The sequence below is a fragment of the Buttiauxella cochleicola genome, from assembly GCF_021282435.1.
Taxonomy (GTDB): Bacteria; Pseudomonadota; Gammaproteobacteria; order Enterobacterales; family Enterobacteriaceae; genus Buttiauxella; species Buttiauxella massiliensis.
Genome location: NZ_JAJSOT010000003.1, coordinates 180212 through 203377, shown reverse-complemented (window position 1 = coordinate 203377; position 23166 = coordinate 180212). Strand labels below are relative to the sequence as shown.

Sequence of the window (23166 nt, the reverse complement as noted above, 5' to 3'; positions counted from 1 at the left end):
GCATAGGACTCACTCTGACAAGAGGAAATCCAAAACCGCTCCCCCCCCATTTGCAACCGCTTAACTCCCCATCCAACCGCTCACCAAAACACCCGCCTATTGCATAACCAACCCATGCCAGCATAGCGCTGAACTTTTTACCTTTGGCAATGGAGTGGGTTATGCAACACGCACTAACTTTTGTTATCGCGACTTTGTGTGTTCTGACCATCTGCTATCGTCTTTATGGGGTGTTTTTCGTCCGTAAAGTTCTGAATGCTGATGACTCAGAAATCACACCGTCACATGTTCTTGAGGACGGCAAAGACTACGTCCCAACCAAAAAATGGGTTAACTTCGGCAGCCACTTTGCCGCAATCGCGGCAGCAGGGCCGTTAGTCGGCCCTGTTCTGGCGGCACAATACGGTTATCTACCGAGCTTCTTATGGCTGCTTATCGGTTGTGTGGTGGGTGGTGCGGTGCACGACACCGTAGTGCTTTTCGCCTCGATGAAACACCGCGGGAAGTCACTCTCAGAAGTGGCAAAAGCGGAGCTCGGCCCGGTGGCTGGCTGGTGTACCGGGCTTGCTATGCTATTCATCATCACCATTACCATGGCGGGTTTGTCGATGGTGGTGGTGCATGCACTCGAACGTAACCCATGGGGCACGTTCGCGGTGTTTATGACTATCCCTGTAGCGATTTGCGTTGGCCTCTGGGAGCGTTATACCGGCAGTATGCGCGGTGCAACCTGGGTTGGGATTATTGTTATCTTCGCCTGTGTGATCATTGGCCCATATATTCAGGAATCTTCATTTGGCGAGTGGCTGAGCCTTCGTGCCTCAACAGTGAGCCTGGTGCTGCCGTTCTACGCGTTCTTCGCCACTGCGCTGCCTGTCTGGATGCTGCTGACACCACGTGGTTATCTCTCAAGCTTTATGAAAATCGGTGTTTTCGGTGCGCTGGTCGTTGGTGTGGTGTTCATCAACCCGGAAATTCAGTTCCCGGCGGTGACGCAGTTTATCCACGGTAATGGCCCTGTGCTGGCAGGACCGGTATGGCCGTTTATTTCTATCACCATCGCCTGCGGCGCGATTTCCGGTTTCCATGCATTTATCGGTTCCGGTACCACGCCTAAGCAAATCGACAAATGGAACGATATTCTGCCCGTTGCTTTCGGTGCGATGCTTGCGGAATGTGTAGTTGGCGTGATGGCGCTTATCGCTGCCACCTCGTTGCATCCTGCTGACTACTTTGCCATTAACTCCTCGCGCGAAGTGTTTGCTGGCCTTGGTATGGATGTGGTGAATTTGCCGCAGCTTAGCGAATCTATCGGTCTTGACCTTTATGGACGTACTGGTGGGGCTGTAACACTTGCCGTCGGTATGGCTGATATCTTTACGCGTATTCCGTGGTTCAGCCATCTGGCATCCTACTTCTTCCAGTTTGTCGTGATGTTTGAAGCGGTGTTTATTCTGACAGCCGTAGACTCCGGTACTCGCGTTGCACGTTACTTGCTGCAAGATTTCCTCGGCGATATTTGGCCACCACTCAAACGCACTAACTGGATGCCGGGTGCAATTGGTTGCAGCATCGTCGCTTGCCTGTTGTGGGGCTATTTGCTGAACTCTGGCGATATCAACTCAGTGTGGGCATTGTTTGGTGTTTCTAACCAGCTAATGGCTTCAATCGGACTGATGATTGGCGCAACCATTATTCTGCGTATGTCGGAAAAACGCTGGTACGTGCTGACCTGTCTGGTGCCACTGTCTTATCTGTATGTGACAGTAAACTATGCGGCTTACTGGATGGTGAAAAACGTCTACTTCAATAGTGCAGCCAAAGGCTTCAACATTTTCAATGGGACGATTTCAATTGTGATGGTGGCATTGGGGCTGGTGATTATGGTGGCGTCGATTCAACGCTGGGTGGTGTTGTGGCGTGCTCGCGGGAATTCAGAACCAATTGAGTTGTTGTCTTAATAGCAATTGATTTGAACAGTGCTAAAAGCCGGTCTTCCATGACCGGTTTTTTTATTGGCAGGCTTTCGCTTCTGCTTTGGTCAGGTCACTACGGCTGCAATCCAGTGGACGACCGGATACGCCTTTTGCGTCGATAGCGGCTTGCTCTGCAGAGACAATCATTCCGTTTGCGCGATGTTTACCGGTCCAACTGACACCTGCAGTTCCGTCCGGATTTATGGAGATAGACAGCACAACGCCCTGGCCTGTCGCTTCGTAGTAGTTATCGTTCACCTTCTTCAGCTTCATCTCTTTGCCGTTCAGGTAAACCGGGCCGCCCTGGTCGATATGTACATCACCCGGGTGGCCTTTACCGTTGAACAGCGGCAGCGCAGCACTAGCAGAAAAAGCGACAAAACCCAGAACCATCACTAACGTTTTCAGTTTGCTCATCATTAACTCTCTTATCAGAATTTGTTCTCAATCTATTCACAAGCGTGAATATGAGAAGGGAAATATTTCCGGAGCGAGATAATGCTGCCGGGCGAGATGACCGATACTGATTTATATCAAATTGGTGAATGGGTTTTATGGTGAATATTCTTAATAGTGATAAATGATGGCCGCAATCTGGTTTAGCACATTGCGGCCAGGTATTACTCTTCGGTTACAACTTTGCTTGTTGGCTGCTCAAGGATCATCGTTTGTGTCTGGCTAAGGCTAATTCCTGCCGCGCGCAGCATTTTGAGGATCTCATAAAGCAGGTCACTGCGCGTTGAGCTGACCATTCTTGGGCTGTTCACATAACCGGTAACGCTCAGCACAATCCCGGTTGGCCCCAGTTCTTTAAAGCTGACTGAGGGCTGAGGTGTTTCCAGAATTGATTCATGCAGATTATATGCCTCAAGCAGTAAATTACGGACTTGCTCAGGGTCGATATCCAAGGGGAAAGTCAGAGATATAGTTGCCACACCTTGTGCATTCCCCATCGTGGCATTACGCACGTTCTGCGAAATAAGCTGGGAATTCGGCACAATGACCGTGGATTTGTCGCCTAACTGGATCTCGGTCGCGCGCACGTTAATCCGGCGAATATCGCCCTCAACACCGCTGATACTCACCAGATCGCCCACTTTTACCGGACGCTCGGTTAACAGAATTAAGCCGGAAATAAAGTTCTTCACAATTTCTTGTAAGCCAAAACCGATACCAACCGACAGGGCGCTGACTATCCATGCCAGTTTGTTCCATTCGATACCGAGCATCGACAACGTGAGCATGATAATCAGCACGTAACCGACGTTAGTGAACAGTGTTACCAGCGAAGCACGCAGGCCGCGGTCCATATTGGTTTTTGGCAGGAAATCGTTATCCAGCCAGCGACGAGTAGAGCGCAGTACATACCAACCCACCACCAGACACAACACCGCATTAAGTGCATGTGCCGGGATGATGTTCATCCCTTCGAGGCCTTTACCACCCCACATATCCGCGATTTTAGTCAGTAACTCCATTGGCGTTGTCGTGCCGAAGGTACCGTTAAGCAAAGCGACTGCGGCCATTACCAGCAGTGATGTCTTCCCAACCGCTGAGAACAGAGTCGCGGCAAGCGACAGATGGCGGTCGTTGAGACTCAGCGTGCTTTTAAGGATTTTCCCGCTGTGGGTTGACGGAGAGAATACCGCTTCACACAAGTCCACCACGAAGTGAATCAGCAGATACAGGCTGCAAACCACCAGGCCAATCCATAACAATTCAAAGGTGACGAAACGGGCCAGTGGAATGTAACCAATCAACAGCGCCAGCAGGATAACAAAAGCGGTGAGGCTGATGACGAGGTGAATAAGGCCCGCAACGGTTGAACGCGCTTCTGTTTGCTCACCTTCGGCACGCATTTTCCTGCGTATCCGGTTGACGCGAACAGGTGCAATCAGGCAGTTGAGTGCAACCAGCAAAGCGGCCAGACCATTACCAAATAACGTGGCATCAATACTCGCTCCAACCAGCGAGTTCAACTGCTCGATGATACCGAAGATAAATATGAAGGCTGCCAGTAAAATCGGGAATGACGCCAGCGTTTTTGCCAGCGGGTCGGCAATACCCGGCAGACGCCAGGAGGGGTGACTATTGGAGAGCAATGCGATGCCAAGACCGGCAATCACCGCGGAAAAATAGGTCAGCTCGACCAGTTGTCCGGCAAACTCATTAACCCATGGTGAGGTATCAGGCAGGCGCGTGAAGGTATAGCACAGCAATTGTATGCTGATACCCAGCGTCAGCGTAGTACTTAAGGTTGTGAAACAGGCGAGGAAACTGCGGCGAAAACGGCCTTGCGGCAGCCAGCGAGGCAGAATCCAGTTCATTGGTTTATCCAGCCCGAAACGACCAAATACCCCAATCCCCAGCGCGAGTAACAGATAGATACCCGAACCTATTCGCCATTCATCGCTCCAGGCCTCGGCCCAGGCATCACTAATCTGAGTGCCAAATTCACCGAAGCGTACAGCGTCTTTGTCGTTGGGTTCGAATACGGGTGACCAGAATTTTTCGCCAAGAATACTGCCGGTATTCAGGGCAATTTGTGTTTTCAGCGCATCGCGGCGCAATCCAGAAATTTGCGAAGAGAGGTTTTGCGCGGCAACTGCAATGGCTTTGGTTTGCTCGATTTGTGTGGTGAGCAAGGTTTTACTGTTGTTCAGTTGTTTGCGTTGGCTAACAACTTGCGGCGTTTCGGCCAGTGCCCCTGGTGCCGGTGCCGGTCCAAGAACATCCAATTGCGCCTGAACCTGAGTTAATTGTGGTGCCAGTGCAACGGCGAGCTTATCGGCTTCACTCACCAATTTTTGCGAATCGTCATTTAGGCTGGTGAATTGTTTATCGGTTTTTGCCGCGGATACTCGCTGTTTAAGTGAATCCAGGCGCTTTTGCAACGCGGGAATGACCGTGCTGGCATTGATCTTAACCGGCTCTTCACTGGCTGTTTGCCCGGTAGGGTCATCCGCATTAGACGGGAAAGGCATCACCATTAAACAAGACAACAATGCCAGCAGCAGCAAAGGCATTTTTAACATTTTTGGTATCATCAGGACAGATCCAGTGAATCAATAAATTAGCGGCGTAAAAACAATTTGCTAAGAATATCTTGAATTGGCGCTGAGTGTACCAGGTTTTATCTGCTTAATTCACCAGACGTCACCCTTCATGGTGCTTCTTCGTCAGCATCACTCATCCATCCGGAAGTCGCAGGTCGATATCTTAGAGCTTAATAGGACATTGCTGAGGCAAGATAAAGGTTTGTTACATGTTATTAAATATTCATTTAACTTAAATTGCTCATCGTCGAAGAGATGGTGTTTTAAATATTAATTTAGACTTCATTGCTAACGATAAATAAATGTCTCCTTAAGGATTGAGGTGAGGGGGTTGGCTATATATGACCCCGGTTATTCACTGGAATAATGAAGGATGCATTATTCACACAGGGTAATTTAATAATTAAAGGAATCTCGATGAAATTCAGCAAAATTGCGTCCTCTTTGGTTGCAGGTATTGCATTAGTGAGCGGTGCAGCACAGGCCGATGTAGTGACTGTAAATGGCGGTACGGTTCACTTTAAAGGTGAACTGGTGAATGCGGCCTGTGCGGTGAGCACGCAGTCTTCCGATCAAACGGTGAAACTGGGCCAATACCGTACGGCGGCGTTTACTAAAGTGGGTGACACCTCCGCGCAGATCCCATTCACCATCGTGCTTAACGATTGCGATACCACAGTCTCCACCCTGGCTTCTGTCTCATTCTCAGGCCAGACTGACGGCACCAACCCTACGCTTCTGGCGATTAACTCGGGTGACAACAGCACCACAGCAGGCGGCGTCGGTATCGAAATCCTCGACAGCAAATCGAAAGTGTTGACCCCGGATGGTTCTGTCTTCTCCACCGCGCAGACACTGATTGACGGGACGAACACCTTGCCGTTCACCGCGCGCTATAAATCTACCGCAGCCATCGCAACAGCAGGCCAGGCCAACGCTGATGCGACATTTGTAATGAAATACGAATAAGCAAGTTTTGCAGGGATAACGCAAGCCTCAGAAATGAGGCTTCTTTCATTGATGAACAGAAATTCATTATTCCTGAATTAAACATTTTAATGTTAGTAATAATGATGGTGCCGTGTGATGACGACTTTATTTAAACAAGGCTCGGCCATAATGCTGTGCCTGTTAATGCTGTGCTTCAATGCACAAGCTGCCGGGGGCGTTGCGCTGGGTGCGACACGGGTTATTTATCCTGCCGAGGCAAAACAAACTTCGCTCTCAATTAATAATAGCGATAGCAAAGAACGCTTTCTGGTGAACTCGTGGATTGAAAATAGTGCAGGTGCCAGAGATAAAAGTTTTATTGTCACACCTCCACTTTTTGTTAGTGAGCCATCGAGCGAAAACACACTGCGTATTATTTACGCCGGGCCACCGTTGCCAACAGACCGCGAAACTATTTTCTGGATGAACGTGAAAGCGATTCCTTCGGTCGATAAAAATAATCTCGACGGCAGCAACGTACTGCAACTGGCGATTTTGTCGCGCATCAAGCTGTTTGTGCGTCCTCAAAACTTGAAAATGCAGCCAGAAGAGGCGCTAAAACAACTGCGCTTTAGCCGCAGCGGCGGGCAACTGAGCGTTCACAATCCTTCACCGTATTACGTCAGCACCGTCAATCTGAAAGTCGGCAACGAAAAACTCGCCAATACCATGGTCGCGCCAAAGAGCGTGTCGCAAGTGGCGGTTTCGCCTGTGCTGAAAGGTGCTATCTCCTTCCAGACGGTGAACGACTACGGCGCGGTGACGCCTGTGCAAGCGGGCGTAATGCTGTGATGCAGGTAATCTGCGCAACAAGGATATCTGGCAGATGATCAACAAGTCAGTCACCCCGCTTGCAGCGATGATAGTAACCGCACTGTGGCCGGTAATCAGCTCCGGGGAAAGCTACTTTAACCCTGGGTTTTTGTCGGCAGAAGATGCCGCCGTGGCAGATTTATCGCGTTTTGAAAAAGGTAGCCATCAGGCACCGGGTGTCTATCGCGTGGACATCTGGCGTAACGATGAATTTATCTCGACCCAGGATCTCCGTTTTATTGCCAGCGACGCCAGTGGCGGAAAAGCAGAATCGAGCGGTCTGGTACCATGTCTCGACACTGACTGGTTGAAGCGCCTGGGCCTGAACATGCTCGCTTATCCAGCGCTTGCGAAGTTTAAGTCCGGAGAATGTGTGCCGCTCGCGGTGCTGATCCCTGATTCCGAGACAAATTTCGATTTTGCCAAACTACGCCTGGATATCAGTTTGCCGCAGGCATCGCTGCTTAACAGTGCCCGGGGCTATATACCGCCGCAGGAGTGGGACGAAGGGATTCCGGCAGCGCTGCTCAACTACAGTTTTACCGGCAACCATGGCAGCGACGACGATAACTATTATTTAAGCCTGCAAAGTGGTGTGAACTACGGAGCCTGGCGGCTGCGTAACAGCGGTGCCTGGAACTACACTCGCGGTGATGGCTACCACGCTAATAGTTGGAACAACATCAGCACCTATGTGCAACGGACGATTATTCCACTCAAAAGCGAGCTGGTATTAGGCGATAGCAACACGGGGAGCGATGTGTTCGACAGTCTGGGATTTCGCGGGGCGCGGCTCTACTCGGCTGACAGTATGTACCCCGACAGCCTGCAAGGTTACGCGCCAACGGTACGTGGTATCGCGCGAACCCACGCTAAAATCACCATTCGCCAGAACAGTTTTGTGATCTACCAAAGCTACGTTTCACCGGGTGCATTTACTATCAGTGACCTCAATCCCACCTCTTCCAGCGGCGATCTGGAGGTCACTCTCGAAGAAAAAGACGGTACCCAGCAAAAATACACCGTGCCTTATTCCACCGTCCCGTTATTGCAACGGGAAGGGCGGCTGAAATTCGACCTGGTGGCCGGGGATTTCCGTAGCGGAAGCGACCAACAGGATACGCCATTCTTCACCCAGGCCACCCTGATTGCGGGTTTACCCTACGGTTTTACCGCCTATGGCGGCACTCAGCTTGCCGAAGACTACACCTCAGTGGCGCTGGGGGCCGGGAAAAATCTCGGGGAGTGGGGGGCACTTTCAATGGATATTACCCACGCCAGCAGCCGACTTGCAGATGACAGCAAACATCAGGGCCAGTCGCTACGATTTCTGTACGCCAAATCCCTCAGCGGTTACGGCACTAACTTCCAGTTGTTGGGATATCGCTATTCCACGCGTGGTTTTTATACGCTTGATGAGGTGGCATACAAAAATATCGAAGGCTACGAATATGCCGACGAAGCGGATGGTGGACGCAAAGATGAGCCGGTTGTGCAGAGCTACCACAACTTGCGTTACAGCAAGCGCGGGCGATTTCAAATCAACGTTTCTCAATCGCTCGGTGATTACGGGTCGCTCTATGTTTCAGGCAGCCAGCAAACTTACTGGGAAACCAGCCAGAACAACACTTGGTATCAGGCCGGGTATGCCAGCGGCTGGCGCGGGATCAGCTACTCACTTTCGATGTCGTGGAGCAAATCCGTCGGGATCGCCGATAGCGATCGCATTATGGCCTTTAACCTTTCGGTGCCATTTAGCACCCTGCTGGGGCATGGCTATTCGCGCAACAGCACCATCGATCGCGCTTACGCCACTTTTGCTGCCAGTAACAACGCAGATGGCGATGCCACTGTGCAAACAGGTATCGGCGGAACATTACTTGAAGACCGAAACCTCAATTACAGCGTCACTCAAGGCCACAGCGACACTAACGGTTACAGCGGAAGTGCCTCGGCTAACTGGCAGGCTACCTACGGCACATTGGGGCTGGGCTACAACTACGACCGCGACCAACACGACTACAACTGGCAGGCTTCTGGCGGCGTGGTGGGTCACGCCGATGGCATCACGTTTAGCCAGCCGCTTGGTGACACCAACGTATTAATAAAAGCACAGGGAGCCAGCGGGGTTGGTGTCGAAAACCAGCCCGGGGTGAAAACCGACTGGCGCGGATATGCGGTGATGCCTTACGCCACGGTATATCGCCACAACCGTATCGCTCTCGATACCAACACCATGGATAACCACACCGACATTGAAAACAACGTCAGCAGCGTGGTGCCTACGGATGGCGCATTGGTGCGTGCGGAATTTAAGGCGCGCGTGGGCGTGCGGGCAATCATCACCGTAACCCGTAGTGGGCGAGCAGTACCGTTCGGCTCGGTGGTGCGCGAAGAAACCACGGGCATCACCAGTATGGTCGGCGATGACGGGCAAATTTACCTCAGCGGCTTGCCACTCCAGGGAAAACTACTGATTCGGTGGGGTGAGGGCAAAGGGTCACAGTGTTTCGCACCATTTACATTACCGCCTGAAAGCCTGAATCAGGCGATTGTCGTGGCGAATGCGACCTGTTCATAGGATTCAGGGATCTGTTTATGAAATTGATGACATCTTTAGCAGGGGCGGCGCTGTGGGTATATGCACTTCCGGCGTTTGCCACTGTCTGCCAAAACTCCAATGGCGTGCCAGCGGATATTTTTTACGATCTGTCCGACGTCTTCACCAGCGCAAACAATAACGTCGGGCAAATCATCACCCTCGCGGAAAAGTCGGGTTGGGTCGGTGTCAATGCCACTTGTCCGCAAGGAACCACCGGCAACACCACGATGCGCAGTTACGTGAGTACCTTGCCGGTGCAAGAAGTGATCGGCGGTTACCAGTACATCAAGCTCAATGATTATCTCGAAGGGGCGATGAGTATCACGGACAGCTACGCCGGGCAATTTTACCCGCCGCGCAACTATATTCAGATGGGAACCCACGGCAATGTGTCCAAACAGCAGCCGTTTCCGGTTCAGGATTCGAAGCTGGTTTTTAAACTCAAAGTGACAAGGCGTTTTATCAATATGGTGCCGATTCCACGGCAGACCATGTTTACGGTATATGTCACGACGCGAAACACCGACCCACTCACCACTCCGGTTTATACCATTAGCTACAGCGGCAAAATTGAAGTGCCACAAAGCTGTGAAATCAACGCCGGGCAAATCGTTGAATTTGATTTTGGCGACATTGGTGCTGCGCTGTTTAGCCAGGCCGGGGCCGGGAATCGACCGCAAGGCGTGACGCCGCAAACTAAAACCATCGCTATTAAATGCACCAATGTGGCGGCGCAGGCCTATCTTTCTCTGCGGGTGGAGGCGGAGAAAGCGTCCGGTAATATGATGGTTTCAAATAATAACGATCTCGGGTTTATCGTTGCCGATAGCAGCGGAACGCCATTTATTCCTAACAATTTGGGCAGCAAAATCAATTTCCGTCTCGACGATGCAGCTGCGGCGCAAGTGGGGATTCGGGCCTGGCCGGTAAGCGTGACAGGGAACAAACCGTCGGAAGGGCCGTTTAGTGCGCGGGGCTATTTGCGGGTGGATTATGACTAAAATTGCGATGCTGCTGTGGTTGGCGGCAAGTCTGGCGAGTCATGCTCAGGCTGACACTTCGCTCGGGGCCATCAATATAGAACTTCGCGGCAACGTGGTGGATTTCAGCTGTTACGTCGAAATTGGGGATGACAATAAAACAGTGCAGCTTGGGCGTTGGCCGACCAAACAACTGCGCACCGCAGGCAGCACTACGCAAAGCATGCCTTTCACGTTGAAGCTGAACGGCTGCCCGCCGGGTGCAGCATCAATTACCTTTTCTGGGAAGCAAGCCACGGGTAACCCCGGTTTACTGGGGCTTAATAACACAAGCGGGGCGACAAATGTGGCCGTCGAGTTGCGCGATAAAGATAAAACCCGTCTGCCCCTTGAGCAGGCAAGCCAGGATGTGCCAGTCGATGCCAACGGAAATGCGGAATTAACTTTTTTTGCAAATTACATCGCGCTTGCCGATAACCCCCAAGCCGGGCAAGCCGACGCAGATGCCACGTTTATGATTAATTATTATTAGAAAGCCTATCTGGCATCATTAAATTAAATAAAAACCGGGCTCGAACCTAACGCCGTTAGTTTAAGAGTGAAATATCCGGGGCGACCACCGGGTTTGGCGTCCCTCCGGGAACCAAATTCCGGCGTTTCCCCTCATTCATTAGCTTAAATGAATGGTGTTAAGTAATAACCCGTTTTTTTTAATTTAAAATAGTAATGTGATGCGCAGTTATAATAGTTCTTTTACTCGGGCGTAATCGATAAGCTCGACAATCGATGAGACATGTAGCTTAGAAAATATATTAGATTTATGCGCGCTGATGGTTTTGTTACTCAGCAGAAGTTGTTCGGCAATTTCCTTATTGGATAAACCATTGGCAAGGTAGCGTAATACGGTTATCTCTCTGTTTGATAATGGCGTATCGTCAGTCACTCCGTTACGCGAACCCGGATTACTGATTAACTCCAGCGTTTCGGAGGGGAAAAACGAATACCCTGCAAGCAACATTTCTACCGCATGATAGATATCTTCCTGCTCCTTCCTTTTACTGACAAACCCATTTGCCCCGGCCTGAATAGCACGGCCCGCATAAAACCTCTCAGACTTGGAAGATAAGAACAGTATACGAGTGTCAGCTTGTATGCTCTTGATTCTTTTTAATAAAGTGAAGCCATCAATGGACGGCAGTTCAATGTCGAGAATCACTAAATCGACAGAGTGGGAGCGCATATAGTTGACCACCTCCCGGCTGTCGTCGGTTTTCATCACCACATCAATATTTTTATTTTTCTGTAGCAGTACCTCTATCGACATTCTGACAATAGGGTGTTCGTCCATAATAATTACGGATGCAGGTTTCATATTCTTGCCTCTAATTTTTTGAGGAACATATCGCATTGACGCAAAGTCACTGGCGGCGAAAGTGAAAAGGTGTTTCACTATTTCGTATTTTATAATGTATGCAAGATGCTCCCTTGAACTTAAAAACTTCCTTCATAAGTACTATTTTCTAATGGCTGCGAGTGAAACAAAAAATCATTTCAATAAGAAAATCAATCTATTCAAATTAGATAAATGAATAGGATGATTATACAGCCATATTATTTAAGAAAAAGGCCACTGTTATGCTCGGGGAATAATGCTGTGATCAAATTCTAATTAAATTGGTTAATTAATTGTTATTTGGTAGGTGCGTCTGTGTTAAGTGAAATATTTGGGAAAAAAGATTGTTTTGAACATGAAGAATAGTGAGAAGTCTCGAATGTTTCCTATTTGTTATCCGTAGCACAGAGTGATTACGTGGTTAATCGTCGGGAAGCGGCATAGTTTGCGGGAAACTGATTCTCCAGGAATAGTTGTAATTGTTAATAAACTGTTCTTATTTAACAAATCGCGAGCATTGAAAATAAGTCGTTTCCTGGCTTTCACTCGGAAGTCGGTTAGTTAGCGCAGCTATACTTTCCCAGATGACGCACAGGACAATTTATTAAGCAAATGTATCAGTGACTTGTTGTTCCCTGTTCCTATACGAGCGGCAACCCGTCCAAGGGTATAAACCACAGAGTGGTAGGGTTTGTTTAATGACGCGGCAATAGCTTTCAGCGACTCTCCTTTTGCCACGGCCAGCAGAATATTCCATTCCCGCTTTGAAAGTGGGACTGAGCGTGACCCATCCTGAGCATTGGACCAATCTTGCCGGGCTCGCTTTTCAGTCAGCAGAATAAGCAGATCGGTAATTCTCAGGCGCCGTTCCACCACAGGGAAGATTGATGCTGCATCAATCAGGCGGGCGACTTCAATACAACGGCAGGCTGTCAGTTGCATCATATTCAGTCGTGGCCAGGTTTGTTGCCATTGTCTGATCATATTTAGCACATCAATTGCTGGCTCGCTTACGCCATCCAGATCGATGAACACTCGCGGTTGTGGGGTTTGTTGAAGCATCACTTCAGCCTCCTCGAGGTTTGCGCAGACATGAGTTCGCTGGAACTTAAAAAAGTGCTCAGTCAGTGCCAGCGACAAGTAGTAGTCACTGGTTACGAGGATGATATCGAGTGGTTCCGGCAACTGCTTTGTATACATTTGTTGTTGTAGAGACTCAATGCGGTCAAAGACAATCGGGGCCAACCGGCTATGAAAATGGGGCAGATCGCCATTTTTGATGCGTCGAAATCTACGTTTGCGCGCGGCTATGTACAAATCTTCAGTAACCCGCAGCGCAAAGAAAAGGTTTGTGAATCGCGATTCGGGCGTGAGTCAGTGGTGCATCAATCATCATTTCCATATTTTTTCATCAACAGCACCTGTCAGTGCTGAAATAGACTCTTTGTCAATACCGCTGATAATCGTAAGTTAATTTTATATAGCTTACGATTATATCGTTGCAATAAATCCTGACATGAAAAAATCAGGTTAGATATTAGAATTGACTTAAGTAAATATAAGGGGTTTCTTAAAATAATAACCAAGGGGCGGGAGGTTTATATTTATATCAAGATGGCTACCGCCTGGATGTAAATGTCTATAATAATGACGGTGAAAAATTTTGGTTAGGGTTCATGTTTTCGCAAGGCAGGTAATCCTGCCATTGATTGCGGCCATTATTTTTTAGTTACTCACAACTAAAAAAGATAATAATTTGTATGCAATGAAATAAAGTGTGGCTCTTAGAGTTGTCCGGGCACATTTGAAATAAACACCTTTATTATATTTAATCCTTAGTGCGCCGTTCAAATGAATTATTTTTAGGAACTTAACCGTATTGACTATGTGGTTTACTGGGGAATAGCATCGAGATGCCCTACCTGAACTAAATTTTTATGACGCAACTACTGATTATAAATAAAATAATGGAGAATCAAGTGAACATTACCAGTGAAAGGTTGGTTGGTTTTAATGTTTTGATGATACATGCAGAACAGCCGCAATTTTCTGCTATGAACCGAGCTGTTGGAGATATAGTTACCGATTTAAAGCAAAGAGGAATTAACGTTACTTACTCCGCTAATGCCGAAGATGCGTGCTCAATTGTGCATTCTGACACCACTATTCAATGCATAGTATTAAGTTGGAAGATGCAGGATAACGATGAATATAATCAGGAAGCTCGACAAATAATTAATATTGCTAGAGCACGAAATGTTCACATTCCCATTTTTTTGATGATTGAAAGGAGTAGCGAATCCCACTTGACGGCTGATGTCATGCGTCAAACAGATGAGTTAATCTGGCTTCTAGAAGATACAGCATTCTTTATTTCCGGAAGAATTTATGCAGCCATGTTACGTTATCGCGAAAATATCACCCCTCCTTTAACCAAAGCAGTGATAAATTTTGCCAACAAATTTGAATATTCCTGGCATACTCCCGGTCATACTGGCGGTACTGCTTTTCTCAAATCACCCGTTGGTCGTATTTTTCATGACTATTTTGGCGAGAACTTATTGCGCTCCGATCTTTCTATTTCAGTTGGCGAACTGGGTTCGTTACTCGATCACTCCGGGCCTATTGGCGAGAGCGAGAAGTTTTGCGCCAAAGTATTCGGTGCTGACCGCGCATATACCGTGACGAATGGTTCGTCTATGTCTAACCGTGTGATTATGATGTCTTCCGTGGCACGTAATGATTACGCGCTGTGCGACCGTAATGCGCATAAATCAACAGAACAAGCGCTGACCATGACGGGAGTTATCCCAACATATTTACTGCCATCGCGTAATAATCTCGGCATTATTGGCCCTGTGTATGCCAGAAATTTACACCATGAATCAATCAGTGCAGCGATTAAGGCTAATCCGCTTGCCAAAGATAAATCACAGAAAGCCGTACATGCCATTATTACTAATTCAACTTACGATGGCTTAATTTATCACGTGCCTACCGTTATCGATTTGCTGGACGCCAGCGTCGATCGTATTCACTTTGACGAAGCCTGGTATGGTTACGCAAGATTTAATCCAATATATCGCGAGCATTTTGGTATGTATGGGGAACCTGAGGATTATCCAAAAGATAAACCTACAATATTTACCACGACTTCAACTCACAAACTGTTAGCCGCACTTTCGCAAGCCTCGTTAATTGGTATTCGCGACGGACGTAATACCGTGCCACATGAGCGTTTTAACGAATCTTATATGATGCATGCTTCAACTTCGCCACTTTATCCTATTATCGTCTCCAATGAAGTTTCGGCGGAGATGATGAGTGGTGTTGGCGGGCAAGCATTGACCACGGAATCGATTACCGAGGCGGTAAGTTTCAGAAAGGCAGTCCGTAAAATTAAGCGCCAGGTGAATAAAGAGAATGACTGGTTCTTCTCAACCTGGAACGCGGATTATGTGACGGATCCTTCCACCAATGAAAGAATTGCTTTCGAAGATGCACCGGATGAACTGCTAATTACCGATCCAGCCTGCTGGAAGCTGAGTTCTGGGGATAGCTGGCATGGCTTTAAAGAAATAGAAAACAACTATTGCATGCTCGACCCTATCAAAGTTTCCGTTGTTACACCCGGTGTTGCAAGCGATGGTTCGCTCGAAGATTTTGGTATTCCGGCTACTCTTCTAACGGCATTTTTAAGCCAGCGAGGCATTCAGGTAGAGAAAACCACCGATTTTACCGTGCTCTTTTTATTCTCACTTGGCGTGACGAGAGGTAAATACGGAACGCTGGTGAATGCGCTGCTGCGATTTAAAGAAGCTTACGATAATAATTTGCCGGTCAGCGAAGTGCTGTATGAACACAAAAGCGACGTCCCGCCATGTTATGAAACTATGGGGCTGAAAACGCTCTCCGACACCATGTTCGCCTTTATGAAGGCGAATCAAACTCTTGCTATTCAGGCTCAGGCGTTTTCAACGATTCCACAACCGCACATGACGCCAGCGGATGCTTACGTCAAGCTGGTTCATAACGAAATTGATAGGGTCAAAGTGGATGATTTGCAGGGACGTGTATTAGCCACAGGGGTTGTTCCTTATCCACCGGGCATCCCAATGATCATGCCTGGCGAATGCGCAGGTGCGAAAGACAGCCCGCATATTCGTTATTTACAGGTATTGCAGGCATGGGACAGGGCGTTCCCAGGTTTTTCACATGACACCCACGGTGTCGAAAGTATCGATGGACATTATTACGTTCAGTGCCTAAAGCATAGCTCGTAAAACAACAGGGCTTGTCTTAATAAGGGAATATGATATGAGTGTGAAAAAAATGAGCGTTACGCAGTTAACGATGTTAACTGCCGTAAATATGCTGGGTTCGGGAATTATTCTATTGCCAGCAAAATTAGCGCAGGTTGGCGGGATATCTATCCTTTCCTGGTTTATTACCGCCACGGGCTCGGTCGCTTTAGCATGGGCATTTGCCTGCTGTAGTACCATAAGTAATAAACCCGGTGGCATGGGGGGCTATGCGGAGTATGCTTTTGGCAAAGCGGGTAATTATATTGCTAACTATACCTATGGTGTTGCAATTGTCATCGGCAACGTAGCCATCGCGATAACAGCTGTTGGTTATATTATCGGCTTGTTTAATATTAACCCTAATCCTTTACAGATAGGGTTGATGACGATTGGGCTACTTTGGTTTACCACTATTGCTAACTTTGGCGGAGCAAGTATTACCGGTAAATTAGGCAGTATAACCGTATGGGGTGTTATCGCACCGGTAGTAGTTATTTCCACCGTAGGTTGGTTCTGGTTCGAACCGAAAATATATATGGCTGGCTGGAACCCACACCATAAAACTATGCTCGAAGCCGCAGGTTCATCGATAGCGATTACGCTTTGGGCATTTTTAGGCCTCGAATCAGCCTGCGCAAACTGCGATGCGGTAGAAAACCCGCAAAAAAATGTTCCCATTGCCGTGCTCTTTGGCACGATAGGATCAGCAATTATCTACATCGTTTCCACCAACGTTATTGCCGGTATTATCCCTAATATGGACTTGGCAAATTCGAATGCGCCTTTTGGCCTGGCATTTGCGAAGATGTTTACCCCGGAGATCGGGAATATCGTTACGGGTTTAATGATTCTTGCCTGTATTGGTTCGCTATTGGGATGGCAGTTCACCACCGCGCAGGTTTTTAAAAGCTCGGCGGACGTTGGATACTTTATGAAGATTTTTTCTAAAAGCACCAAAGCGGGAACACCTATCGTCGGTATGATGGTATTACTTTTGGTTCAAACGCTTTTGAGCTGGCTGTCCATACCCGTCAGCCACGACGGAACGCGACTGGGTTGGCTAACGCAAACCAGTTTCAGTAATACGGGCGTTTCGGATCAGTTCTCGGCGATTGTCGATCTGTCAGTAGTGACTAACCTCATCCCGTATATCCTCTCGATGGCGGCTCTGGTCACCATACAGGAAATAGCTCATACCCCACGGCGTAAGGCAATGATTAACAACGCTATTGCGTTGGTTGGCGCGGCGTATAGCTATTTTGCGCTGGTTAACTCAGGCGATCAGGCACTCATGTATGGTGGGGTTGCTACCATCCTGGGCTTCACGTTCTACGGCGTGGTTAGTGCACGTTTTGTGAAAGATGAACAGAGATTACATCCAGATCATGTCATCTCCGGAGCAGAAGAGGTCCCAGCCGTGCCATTCGATCAAAAATAGAGTTAAAACAGATCGCGTAAGGGAAGTGTGAATCGTGTGAAAGGAAGGCGTGTCGTGCTTGCTTTCACCGATCCACTTCGTTTTCTGCCAGCCACATCCCCTTCAGTTAAGCGACGGCGTAAAGTTTGAGTCTTCATTAATATGCTCAACATGTTGATATTTGCACCATTGATTGCGGCCATTATTTTTTGCTTGATACAAAGCCTGATCTGCATATTTAAACAAAGTCTCATATTTCTGCCCTTCAGACCACCTGACCATACCTGCGCTAATTGTTAGGGGGAACGGCTCATTATCAATAATAAGAGGGTTTCTGGACAGTTCATTAACAATAGTATTGGTTAATTCCTGGTGGTTTATCTCCGGAGTATTAGCAAGCAACAGGGCAAACTCTTCACCGCCTACGCGTCCAAATAATTGACTATCGGGGGTAAACTGTTTTAAACGTTGGCAAAAGGCAACGAGAACCTTATCTCCCTTTTGATGCCCCCATACGTCATTTATTTTCTTGAAAAAATCAATATCAATTAAAACCATTGAACAGATATCTCCTTTCTTCAATGACGACGTAATTGCCTCCGCTGCTTTAGTAAATGCCCGGCGATTGAGAATACCGGTCAAGTCATCGTGATTAGCAAGTTGAGATAACTTAGAAAAGAGTTTATCTCGTTCAGAAATTGCAACCGCAATCGTAAGTGCGCAAAGCGCCAGTACTGCAACAATCGTCCTGACAGCAGAGATGTAGATATTCTCAGAAAAATGTAGATAACCATGCGTAGAGTGAATGATCCACATAAAAAAGAATGCACCATTCATACTGATACCAAAGGTTGTTAGAAATAGATTGCCTGAAAGCGCTAGCCATATGATGGTTGGAATAATCAGTATTGACGCCATCAGGAAATATATTTTGTCTGTTATAAAAATAAAGGCAAACAATAATAGAATAGACGGAATAATATGTAGAAACGCATTTTCGAAAGATTTAAGTATTTTTGGAGCTGCCAAAATGACTGGTAAAAATACTATAAAATCAAGCGACTCGTTTAAGTACCAATAAAATGCTGTTTGAAAAAATGCATTACCATACAGAGCAAATAATGCCCCTGAGCCTACTAACGAACCTATAATAAGAGAGGGTTGGCAGAGTAATAACCATTGCGGAACGCTATGTAAGCTACCAAGCCATTCATCTTCGTCGGTACGCGTAGCGAAGCGATGTAAAGTGATATAACCTATTGAAATTGTGATGATATTGGCAATGGTCATCAGTAAAACCTGGTTGAGACGTGTACCGATTAATAAATCTGGCAACACCATCCCTGCGCAACAAATTAAATAATGACGCCAGTTAACACGTTGGTAAAAGCGTAATAACACACCAATGGTTATAGCATTGGTCAACCAAACTAAAGAAAATGGTCCATTAACTCTTTCAATAATACCTATGACAGTTGTCAGTGTAGTGATTATAAATAAGATTATCATTGGATAGCATTTATAGAAAAAGTTGTTCAGCGTAAGTATCATTCCAGGTGACTTCCCAATCTAACTATCAACACAATAGAGCAATATATGAATTAGAGTGTTTATTAATTACGACCATAGAGACTCAATTGGGACAGGTTTCCCGGTATGATATCCCTGTAACCATTCAACTCCCATCGATATTAGCATTTGTTTTATTTCTTCACTTTCAACAAACTCTGCGACAACTTCCAGACTTTTAAATTTAGCTGCTTCACAAAATGACATCACTATTAGCCGGTCAAACTTATCGTTCACAACATTACGTATGAATGAACCATCTATTTTAAGTATGTCGACATCTAATGTCTTGAGGCGAGAGTAACTGGATGCTCCTGTACCAAAATCATCAATCGCAATTTGACATCCAAGTTTGCGTAGTTCCTGCAGGACACTGGATGCATTAATATTATCAATAATATCTGACTCGATAATTTCAAAGATGATCCGTTCAGGGCGTATTAAGTAGTTCTTTAAAAGAACATTCAGACTATCCAGAAAATCTTTTCTACTAAGCGATTGAGGTGTCAAATTGATGGAAAAACGAGTATCAGATTTAGATTGATCCAGGGATTGCATAAACTGAAATGTTTGTTCAATTACAGTCAAATCCACTTGTGCAAGCAATCCTGCTTCCTCAGCCACCGGTAAAAAAGTATCCGGGAAGAATATTTTGTCGTTGGTCGTCTTCATGCGAATAAGAATTTCATAATACTGGCTGCTGTTTTTAGTTGAAACTATTGGCTGAGCAACGAGCATAAATGATTTACGGTCTATCGATTTTTGCAGAAGATGGCGTATAGCTCCCGAACTGACGGTCTGATCGCCTGGGTGCAAGATATTAAGCGCTTCTGGTTTACCTTGCTTTAGCGATACATAAGCACGGGCATTAAGCTGCCCCACGACATAAGATAGATTATTGATACATTTGCCATACACCATGTATGCCATGCCAAAATTGAGACCCACCTCCATTTCAGCCCAGGAAAAACGAAAAGTTGACATTGCCTTATAGTAAGGGCGGATAATATCGTCATCTACCTTGTTAAGGCGCAAGATAAGCCCATATCCAGGGCTGTAAAACATTTTTTCATTATCCATAAGTAATGGGCTTAAATAAGAAAAAACAGCTTTAACGAATTCGAAGCGAAACGTTATTCCATGAGATTGTGTTAGCGTATTTAATTCAGGGCATTGAATAATACATAACCCAGAGTGTGGGTAACGAATGATATCGTTTTTTAATGCAAGGAGATTAGGTAACCCAGTGTGTGGCTCTGATAAAGAAAGTCGCTTGAGACTTCTAATGTACTTTAGAATGCGTGTAGCCAATACACCAACGATAACAATTGTTAGTGAAAAGGTAAAAATCATCGAACAAGAAAGAGCCAGGTGGCTGACATAATGGTTAAATGTAAACTCATTATTTATTGATATGTAATTATCAATATAGTCGCTCAATAAAATGAGCATGACTACCCACAGGGGAGAGATTAGTGCATGGCCCAGGCAAATTGCACCCCAGAGCATAACTGGCAATAGCCAGACTATAGTGTAATCTGTAAATATTAAGGTGTCGCCGTGCAAATAAATCAGGCAATACATAATTCCAATCACCAATATTACCCAGATTAATTGGTAGATTGCACGCGGCCCTGATGTAATTAATGTTTTTAACTGGTTCAGATAACTAAAAAACCAGACTGGTTTGTAGCACGCCCGTAAAATGAGATAGCAGAAAGGGGTTCCTGTAATACAGGATGTTAACATCCATTGCACATTAATCAGCGTGGGAGTGTTTAAAACATTAATATCGGATATAAAATGAAACTTTAGTAATAACCACTGTTGAACCAATGTAAAAATAATGGTGTTAAAACATATCAACCAAATTATGCGCTGAGCGCTGAGACTACTGCGTCCGAAACTGACCGCCCCACGTTTACCGGTAGCAAGAAAATAGACTTTTGTGCTGACTAAAGCCGCTGCGAGTTGAGATGTTGTATCCAGGCACTGGGATAAAGGTTGTGTGTGAAAACTATATAGCGCAAATAGAGAGAGGACAGGGATGGCTTTTTTATTATACAAAATGAGTAGCGCGGAAATCACTGGCAACGTGAGATCATAGAGTCTGATAGTTGTACCAGAAATCTCAATGCTGTTACTCAGTTTGTCCGCAAATGAATACAATAGAATAAATGAAAGGCAGAGCACGATGTATTTTTTTAAGTTTTCAGGGCGTGCGAAATACATCAATGGAGAATGTTTCCATTGATTGAATGCTGTACTTTTTCTGATCCTTGAGTTTCTTTTAGCTAACTCAGTTTCCATGACCACAGGTGTGTCCATTTTTACAAAAAAACTTCTAAGCCCCATGGTACTTACTCACAATGGTTTACTTTTCGATTATAAACAGTCTAATGATAGCTATGATGTTTTTAATCTTATCCGTGATTCATTCAACAAACACTAAACCAATAAGTTGCTATTAATTTTCATATGGATTTAAGTGACTAGTCAAACGAAATGTATGATTAGCCAAAAACAAATGTTATTAACATGCTGCGAATGTTGTTTTATGATGCTCATATGTTTTTTTAAGGTTTAAAAATGAGGCGATATAATTTCATTGAGTAATAGTGTGAAGCATAAGTAAGGGAATTGAAAATACATCCAGAAATGGACATTTCTTTGCAGCAAAGTTAGGATTTTAATACATTCCTCAAGTCACCTGATGTCGCTGGCAAATAATTATTTATCGCCCCGTTCTTGAACAATCATCAAATTGTGTTAATGCTTTATCCATTTCTTTTGAATAAGGAGTTTGTAAGTTTAACTTTAAATAAGGAATTGGTTGGTTAAACCAGATATCATGAATCTTACCAAAATCAGGTGATTTTCTAATTTTACAAAGACTCTGATTTACCAGTGACTTAAATTCTTTGTCATCGTGCGGTAGTAATATGACAAAAAACTGTGGTTTCCCAACCCCTTTATCACTAATGGAAAATAAATCTTTATCGCCCTGAGCCTCAATGATTTCCTTTAATGAAATATCATTGATAAAGGCAGCCGATGTTTTGCCACTGCGCATCAGGTCAAAAGCTTTTTCCATGGTTGGAGTTTTTATTACGAATAAATTCAGGCCCATCTCACGATTGGTCTGGTTAAGTGCAAGTGCATCAACTGATCCCGATGTTACACTAACAGTGTGCCCCGCTAATTGATCAATAGATGATATCTTTTTGTTCTTTAACGTAGCGAATCGTGTATATGAATAAGTATAGGGGCTTGAATAGTCTGCAATCGATTTCCATTCATTAACGTTAGCATTCACTGAACAGATCATATCTACTTTTTTCTCACGCAATAATTCATCTCTTTCAGGCAGGTATTTATTCTCAATGTAATTAACTTTTAAGTCAGGTATGTTCAGATGTTTGCTGATATCGCTAACGATAACATTACATAAATCGATAACATAACCGACGACTTTGCCATCTGAAGTTGCATAAGAGAAAGGTGGTGCATCACGATAGGCGATGTTTATTTGATGCGTTTTTTTGATGTTATCGACAGTCTGTGATAGTTCGGCTTGAGCCATAGAAACAAACAAACCAGGAACAAGAAAACCACATGTAATTAACCGGTTGAATATTTTTGCAATATTGTTTTTGTTATGAGCTACTTTGTTTTCTATATTCATATAGGATGTTAATTTTATGTGATTTTATAAGGAAAGATCGACGGTAGATATTTGCTGTCAGTTATACACATAAAGCACACCATTGCCAATTTCATTATATCTAACAAGACGGATTTGGCGATTGAGGTAGTATGTTTTAAATACATTGCGATCATTTAATGGTCAAGTTATTTCAATGTATTAACAGTATTTTATGAAATTAAAAAATCCGTGCAAATAATTCAGACTAGTTGGTCAAAAATAATAAATGTTGAATTCGTAAACTCTAATCAATTAATTTTTTAGATTTATGTTAATAGATTTTGAGACGGTATTTTTATTAATAGTCAAATCCGGATAAAGATGATGCTGGAGAAAGTTGATCATCATTTCACAGGATAC

14 protein-coding genes and 1 pseudogene are annotated in these 23166 nt (G+C 45.6%); 8 read left to right on the top strand and 7 right to left on the bottom strand.

Annotated elements, in window-relative coordinates:
- Positions 1-161: 161 nt before the first annotated feature.
- Entirely contained in the window at positions 162-1961 is a 1800-nt protein-coding gene (locus LVQ77_RS09810; RefSeq protein ID WP_232865185.1) for a carbon starvation CstA family protein, read from the top strand.
- 51 nt (positions 1962-2012) lie between these two features.
- Here LVQ77_RS09810 and LVQ77_RS09805 read toward each other — a convergent pair whose 3' ends face one another.
- Together LVQ77_RS09805 and LVQ77_RS09800 are read right to left on the bottom strand one after the other, a co-directional pair.
- Positions 2013-2393, bottom strand: a complete 381-nt coding sequence (locus LVQ77_RS09805) for a hypothetical protein (RefSeq protein ID WP_232904345.1) — start codon at positions 2391-2393, stop codon at positions 2013-2015.
- A gap of 203 nt (positions 2394-2596) precedes the next feature.
- Positions 2597-5011: a DUF3772 domain-containing protein gene (locus tag LVQ77_RS09800; RefSeq protein WP_503489113.1), complete on the bottom strand. Its 2415-nt coding sequence runs from the start codon at positions 5009-5011 to the stop codon at positions 2597-2599.
- A gap of 438 nt (positions 5012-5449) precedes the next feature.
- On the opposite strand from LVQ77_RS09800, the gene fimA reads away from it, so the two are divergent.
- The 5 genes and pseudogenes from fimA to sfmF all read left to right on the top strand — a co-directional run bounded on the left by fimA (position 5450) and on the right by sfmF (position 10949).
- A complete protein-coding gene (fimA, locus tag LVQ77_RS09795; protein ID WP_232904344.1) occupies positions 5450-6001 on the top strand; it encodes a type 1 fimbrial major subunit FimA in 552 nt (183 codons plus the stop codon).
- Between the two features lie 117 nt (positions 6002-6118).
- Positions 6119-6814, top strand: a complete 696-nt coding sequence (gene fimC, locus LVQ77_RS09790; RefSeq protein WP_255666861.1) for a type 1 fimbria chaperone FimC — start codon at positions 6119-6121, stop codon at positions 6812-6814.
- 88 nt (positions 6815-6902) lie between these two features.
- Positions 6903-9416: pseudogene (locus tag LVQ77_RS09785) on the top strand (fimbrial biogenesis usher protein); the annotation flags it as partial.
- Between the two features lie 17 nt (positions 9417-9433).
- On the top strand, positions 9434-10438 hold the full coding sequence (gene fimH, locus LVQ77_RS09780) for a type 1 fimbria D-mannose specific adhesin FimH (protein WP_232904342.1): 1005 nt from the start codon (positions 9434-9436) through the stop codon (positions 10436-10438).
- Positions 10431-10949 (top strand): fimbria assembly protein, encoded by a 519-nt coding sequence (gene sfmF / locus LVQ77_RS09775; RefSeq protein WP_232865189.1) that lies wholly within the window; start codon positions 10431-10433, stop codon positions 10947-10949. The genes fimH and sfmF overlap by 8 nt, the downstream gene beginning before the upstream one ends.
- 207 nt (positions 10950-11156) lie before the next feature.
- On the opposite strand, the gene fimZ is transcribed toward sfmF, so the two are convergent.
- Both fimZ and LVQ77_RS09765 read right to left on the bottom strand, forming a co-directional pair.
- Positions 11157-11789 carry a fimbria biosynthesis transcriptional regulator FimZ gene (fimZ, locus tag LVQ77_RS09770; RefSeq protein WP_232865190.1) on the bottom strand — a complete coding sequence of 211 codons (633 nt, stop codon included), beginning with the start codon at positions 11787-11789 and terminating at the stop codon, positions 11157-11159.
- A 591-nt stretch (positions 11790-12380) separates the two neighbouring features.
- Positions 12381-13010, bottom strand: coding sequence for a helix-turn-helix transcriptional regulator (locus LVQ77_RS09765; RefSeq protein WP_232904341.1), 630 nt, complete (start codon positions 13008-13010; stop codon positions 12381-12383).
- Positions 13011-13789: 779 nt separating this feature from the next.
- Between LVQ77_RS09765 and LVQ77_RS09760 the strand changes: the two genes are divergently transcribed.
- Together LVQ77_RS09760 and potE are read left to right on the top strand one after the other, a co-directional pair.
- The gene (locus LVQ77_RS09760) at positions 13790-16093 is read left to right on the top strand and encodes an Orn/Lys/Arg family decarboxylase (RefSeq protein ID WP_232865192.1); all 2304 of its coding nucleotides are present in this window, start codon (positions 13790-13792) and stop codon (positions 16091-16093) included.
- Positions 16094-16127: 34 nt separating this feature from the next.
- Entirely contained in the window at positions 16128-17552 is a 1425-nt protein-coding gene (gene potE / locus LVQ77_RS09755; RefSeq protein WP_232865193.1) for a putrescine-ornithine antiporter, read from the top strand.
- Positions 17553-17654: 102 nt separating this feature from the next.
- Here the strand turns inward: potE and LVQ77_RS09750 are convergent, their stop codons facing one another.
- From LVQ77_RS09750 to LVQ77_RS09740, 3 genes are all read right to left on the bottom strand, one after another.
- Positions 17655-19040: a GGDEF domain-containing protein gene (locus LVQ77_RS09750; protein WP_232865194.1), complete on the bottom strand. Its 1386-nt coding sequence runs from the start codon at positions 19038-19040 to the stop codon at positions 17655-17657.
- Positions 19041-19148: 108 nt separating this feature from the next.
- Positions 19149-21410, bottom strand: coding sequence for an EAL domain-containing protein (locus tag LVQ77_RS09745; protein ID WP_232904434.1), 2262 nt, complete (start codon positions 21408-21410; stop codon positions 19149-19151).
- Positions 21411-21834: 424 nt separating this feature from the next.
- On the bottom strand, positions 21835-22785 hold the full coding sequence (locus tag LVQ77_RS09740) for a transporter substrate-binding domain-containing protein (protein WP_232904340.1): 951 nt from the start codon (positions 22783-22785) through the stop codon (positions 21835-21837).
- Positions 22786-23166: the final 381 nt, after the last annotated feature.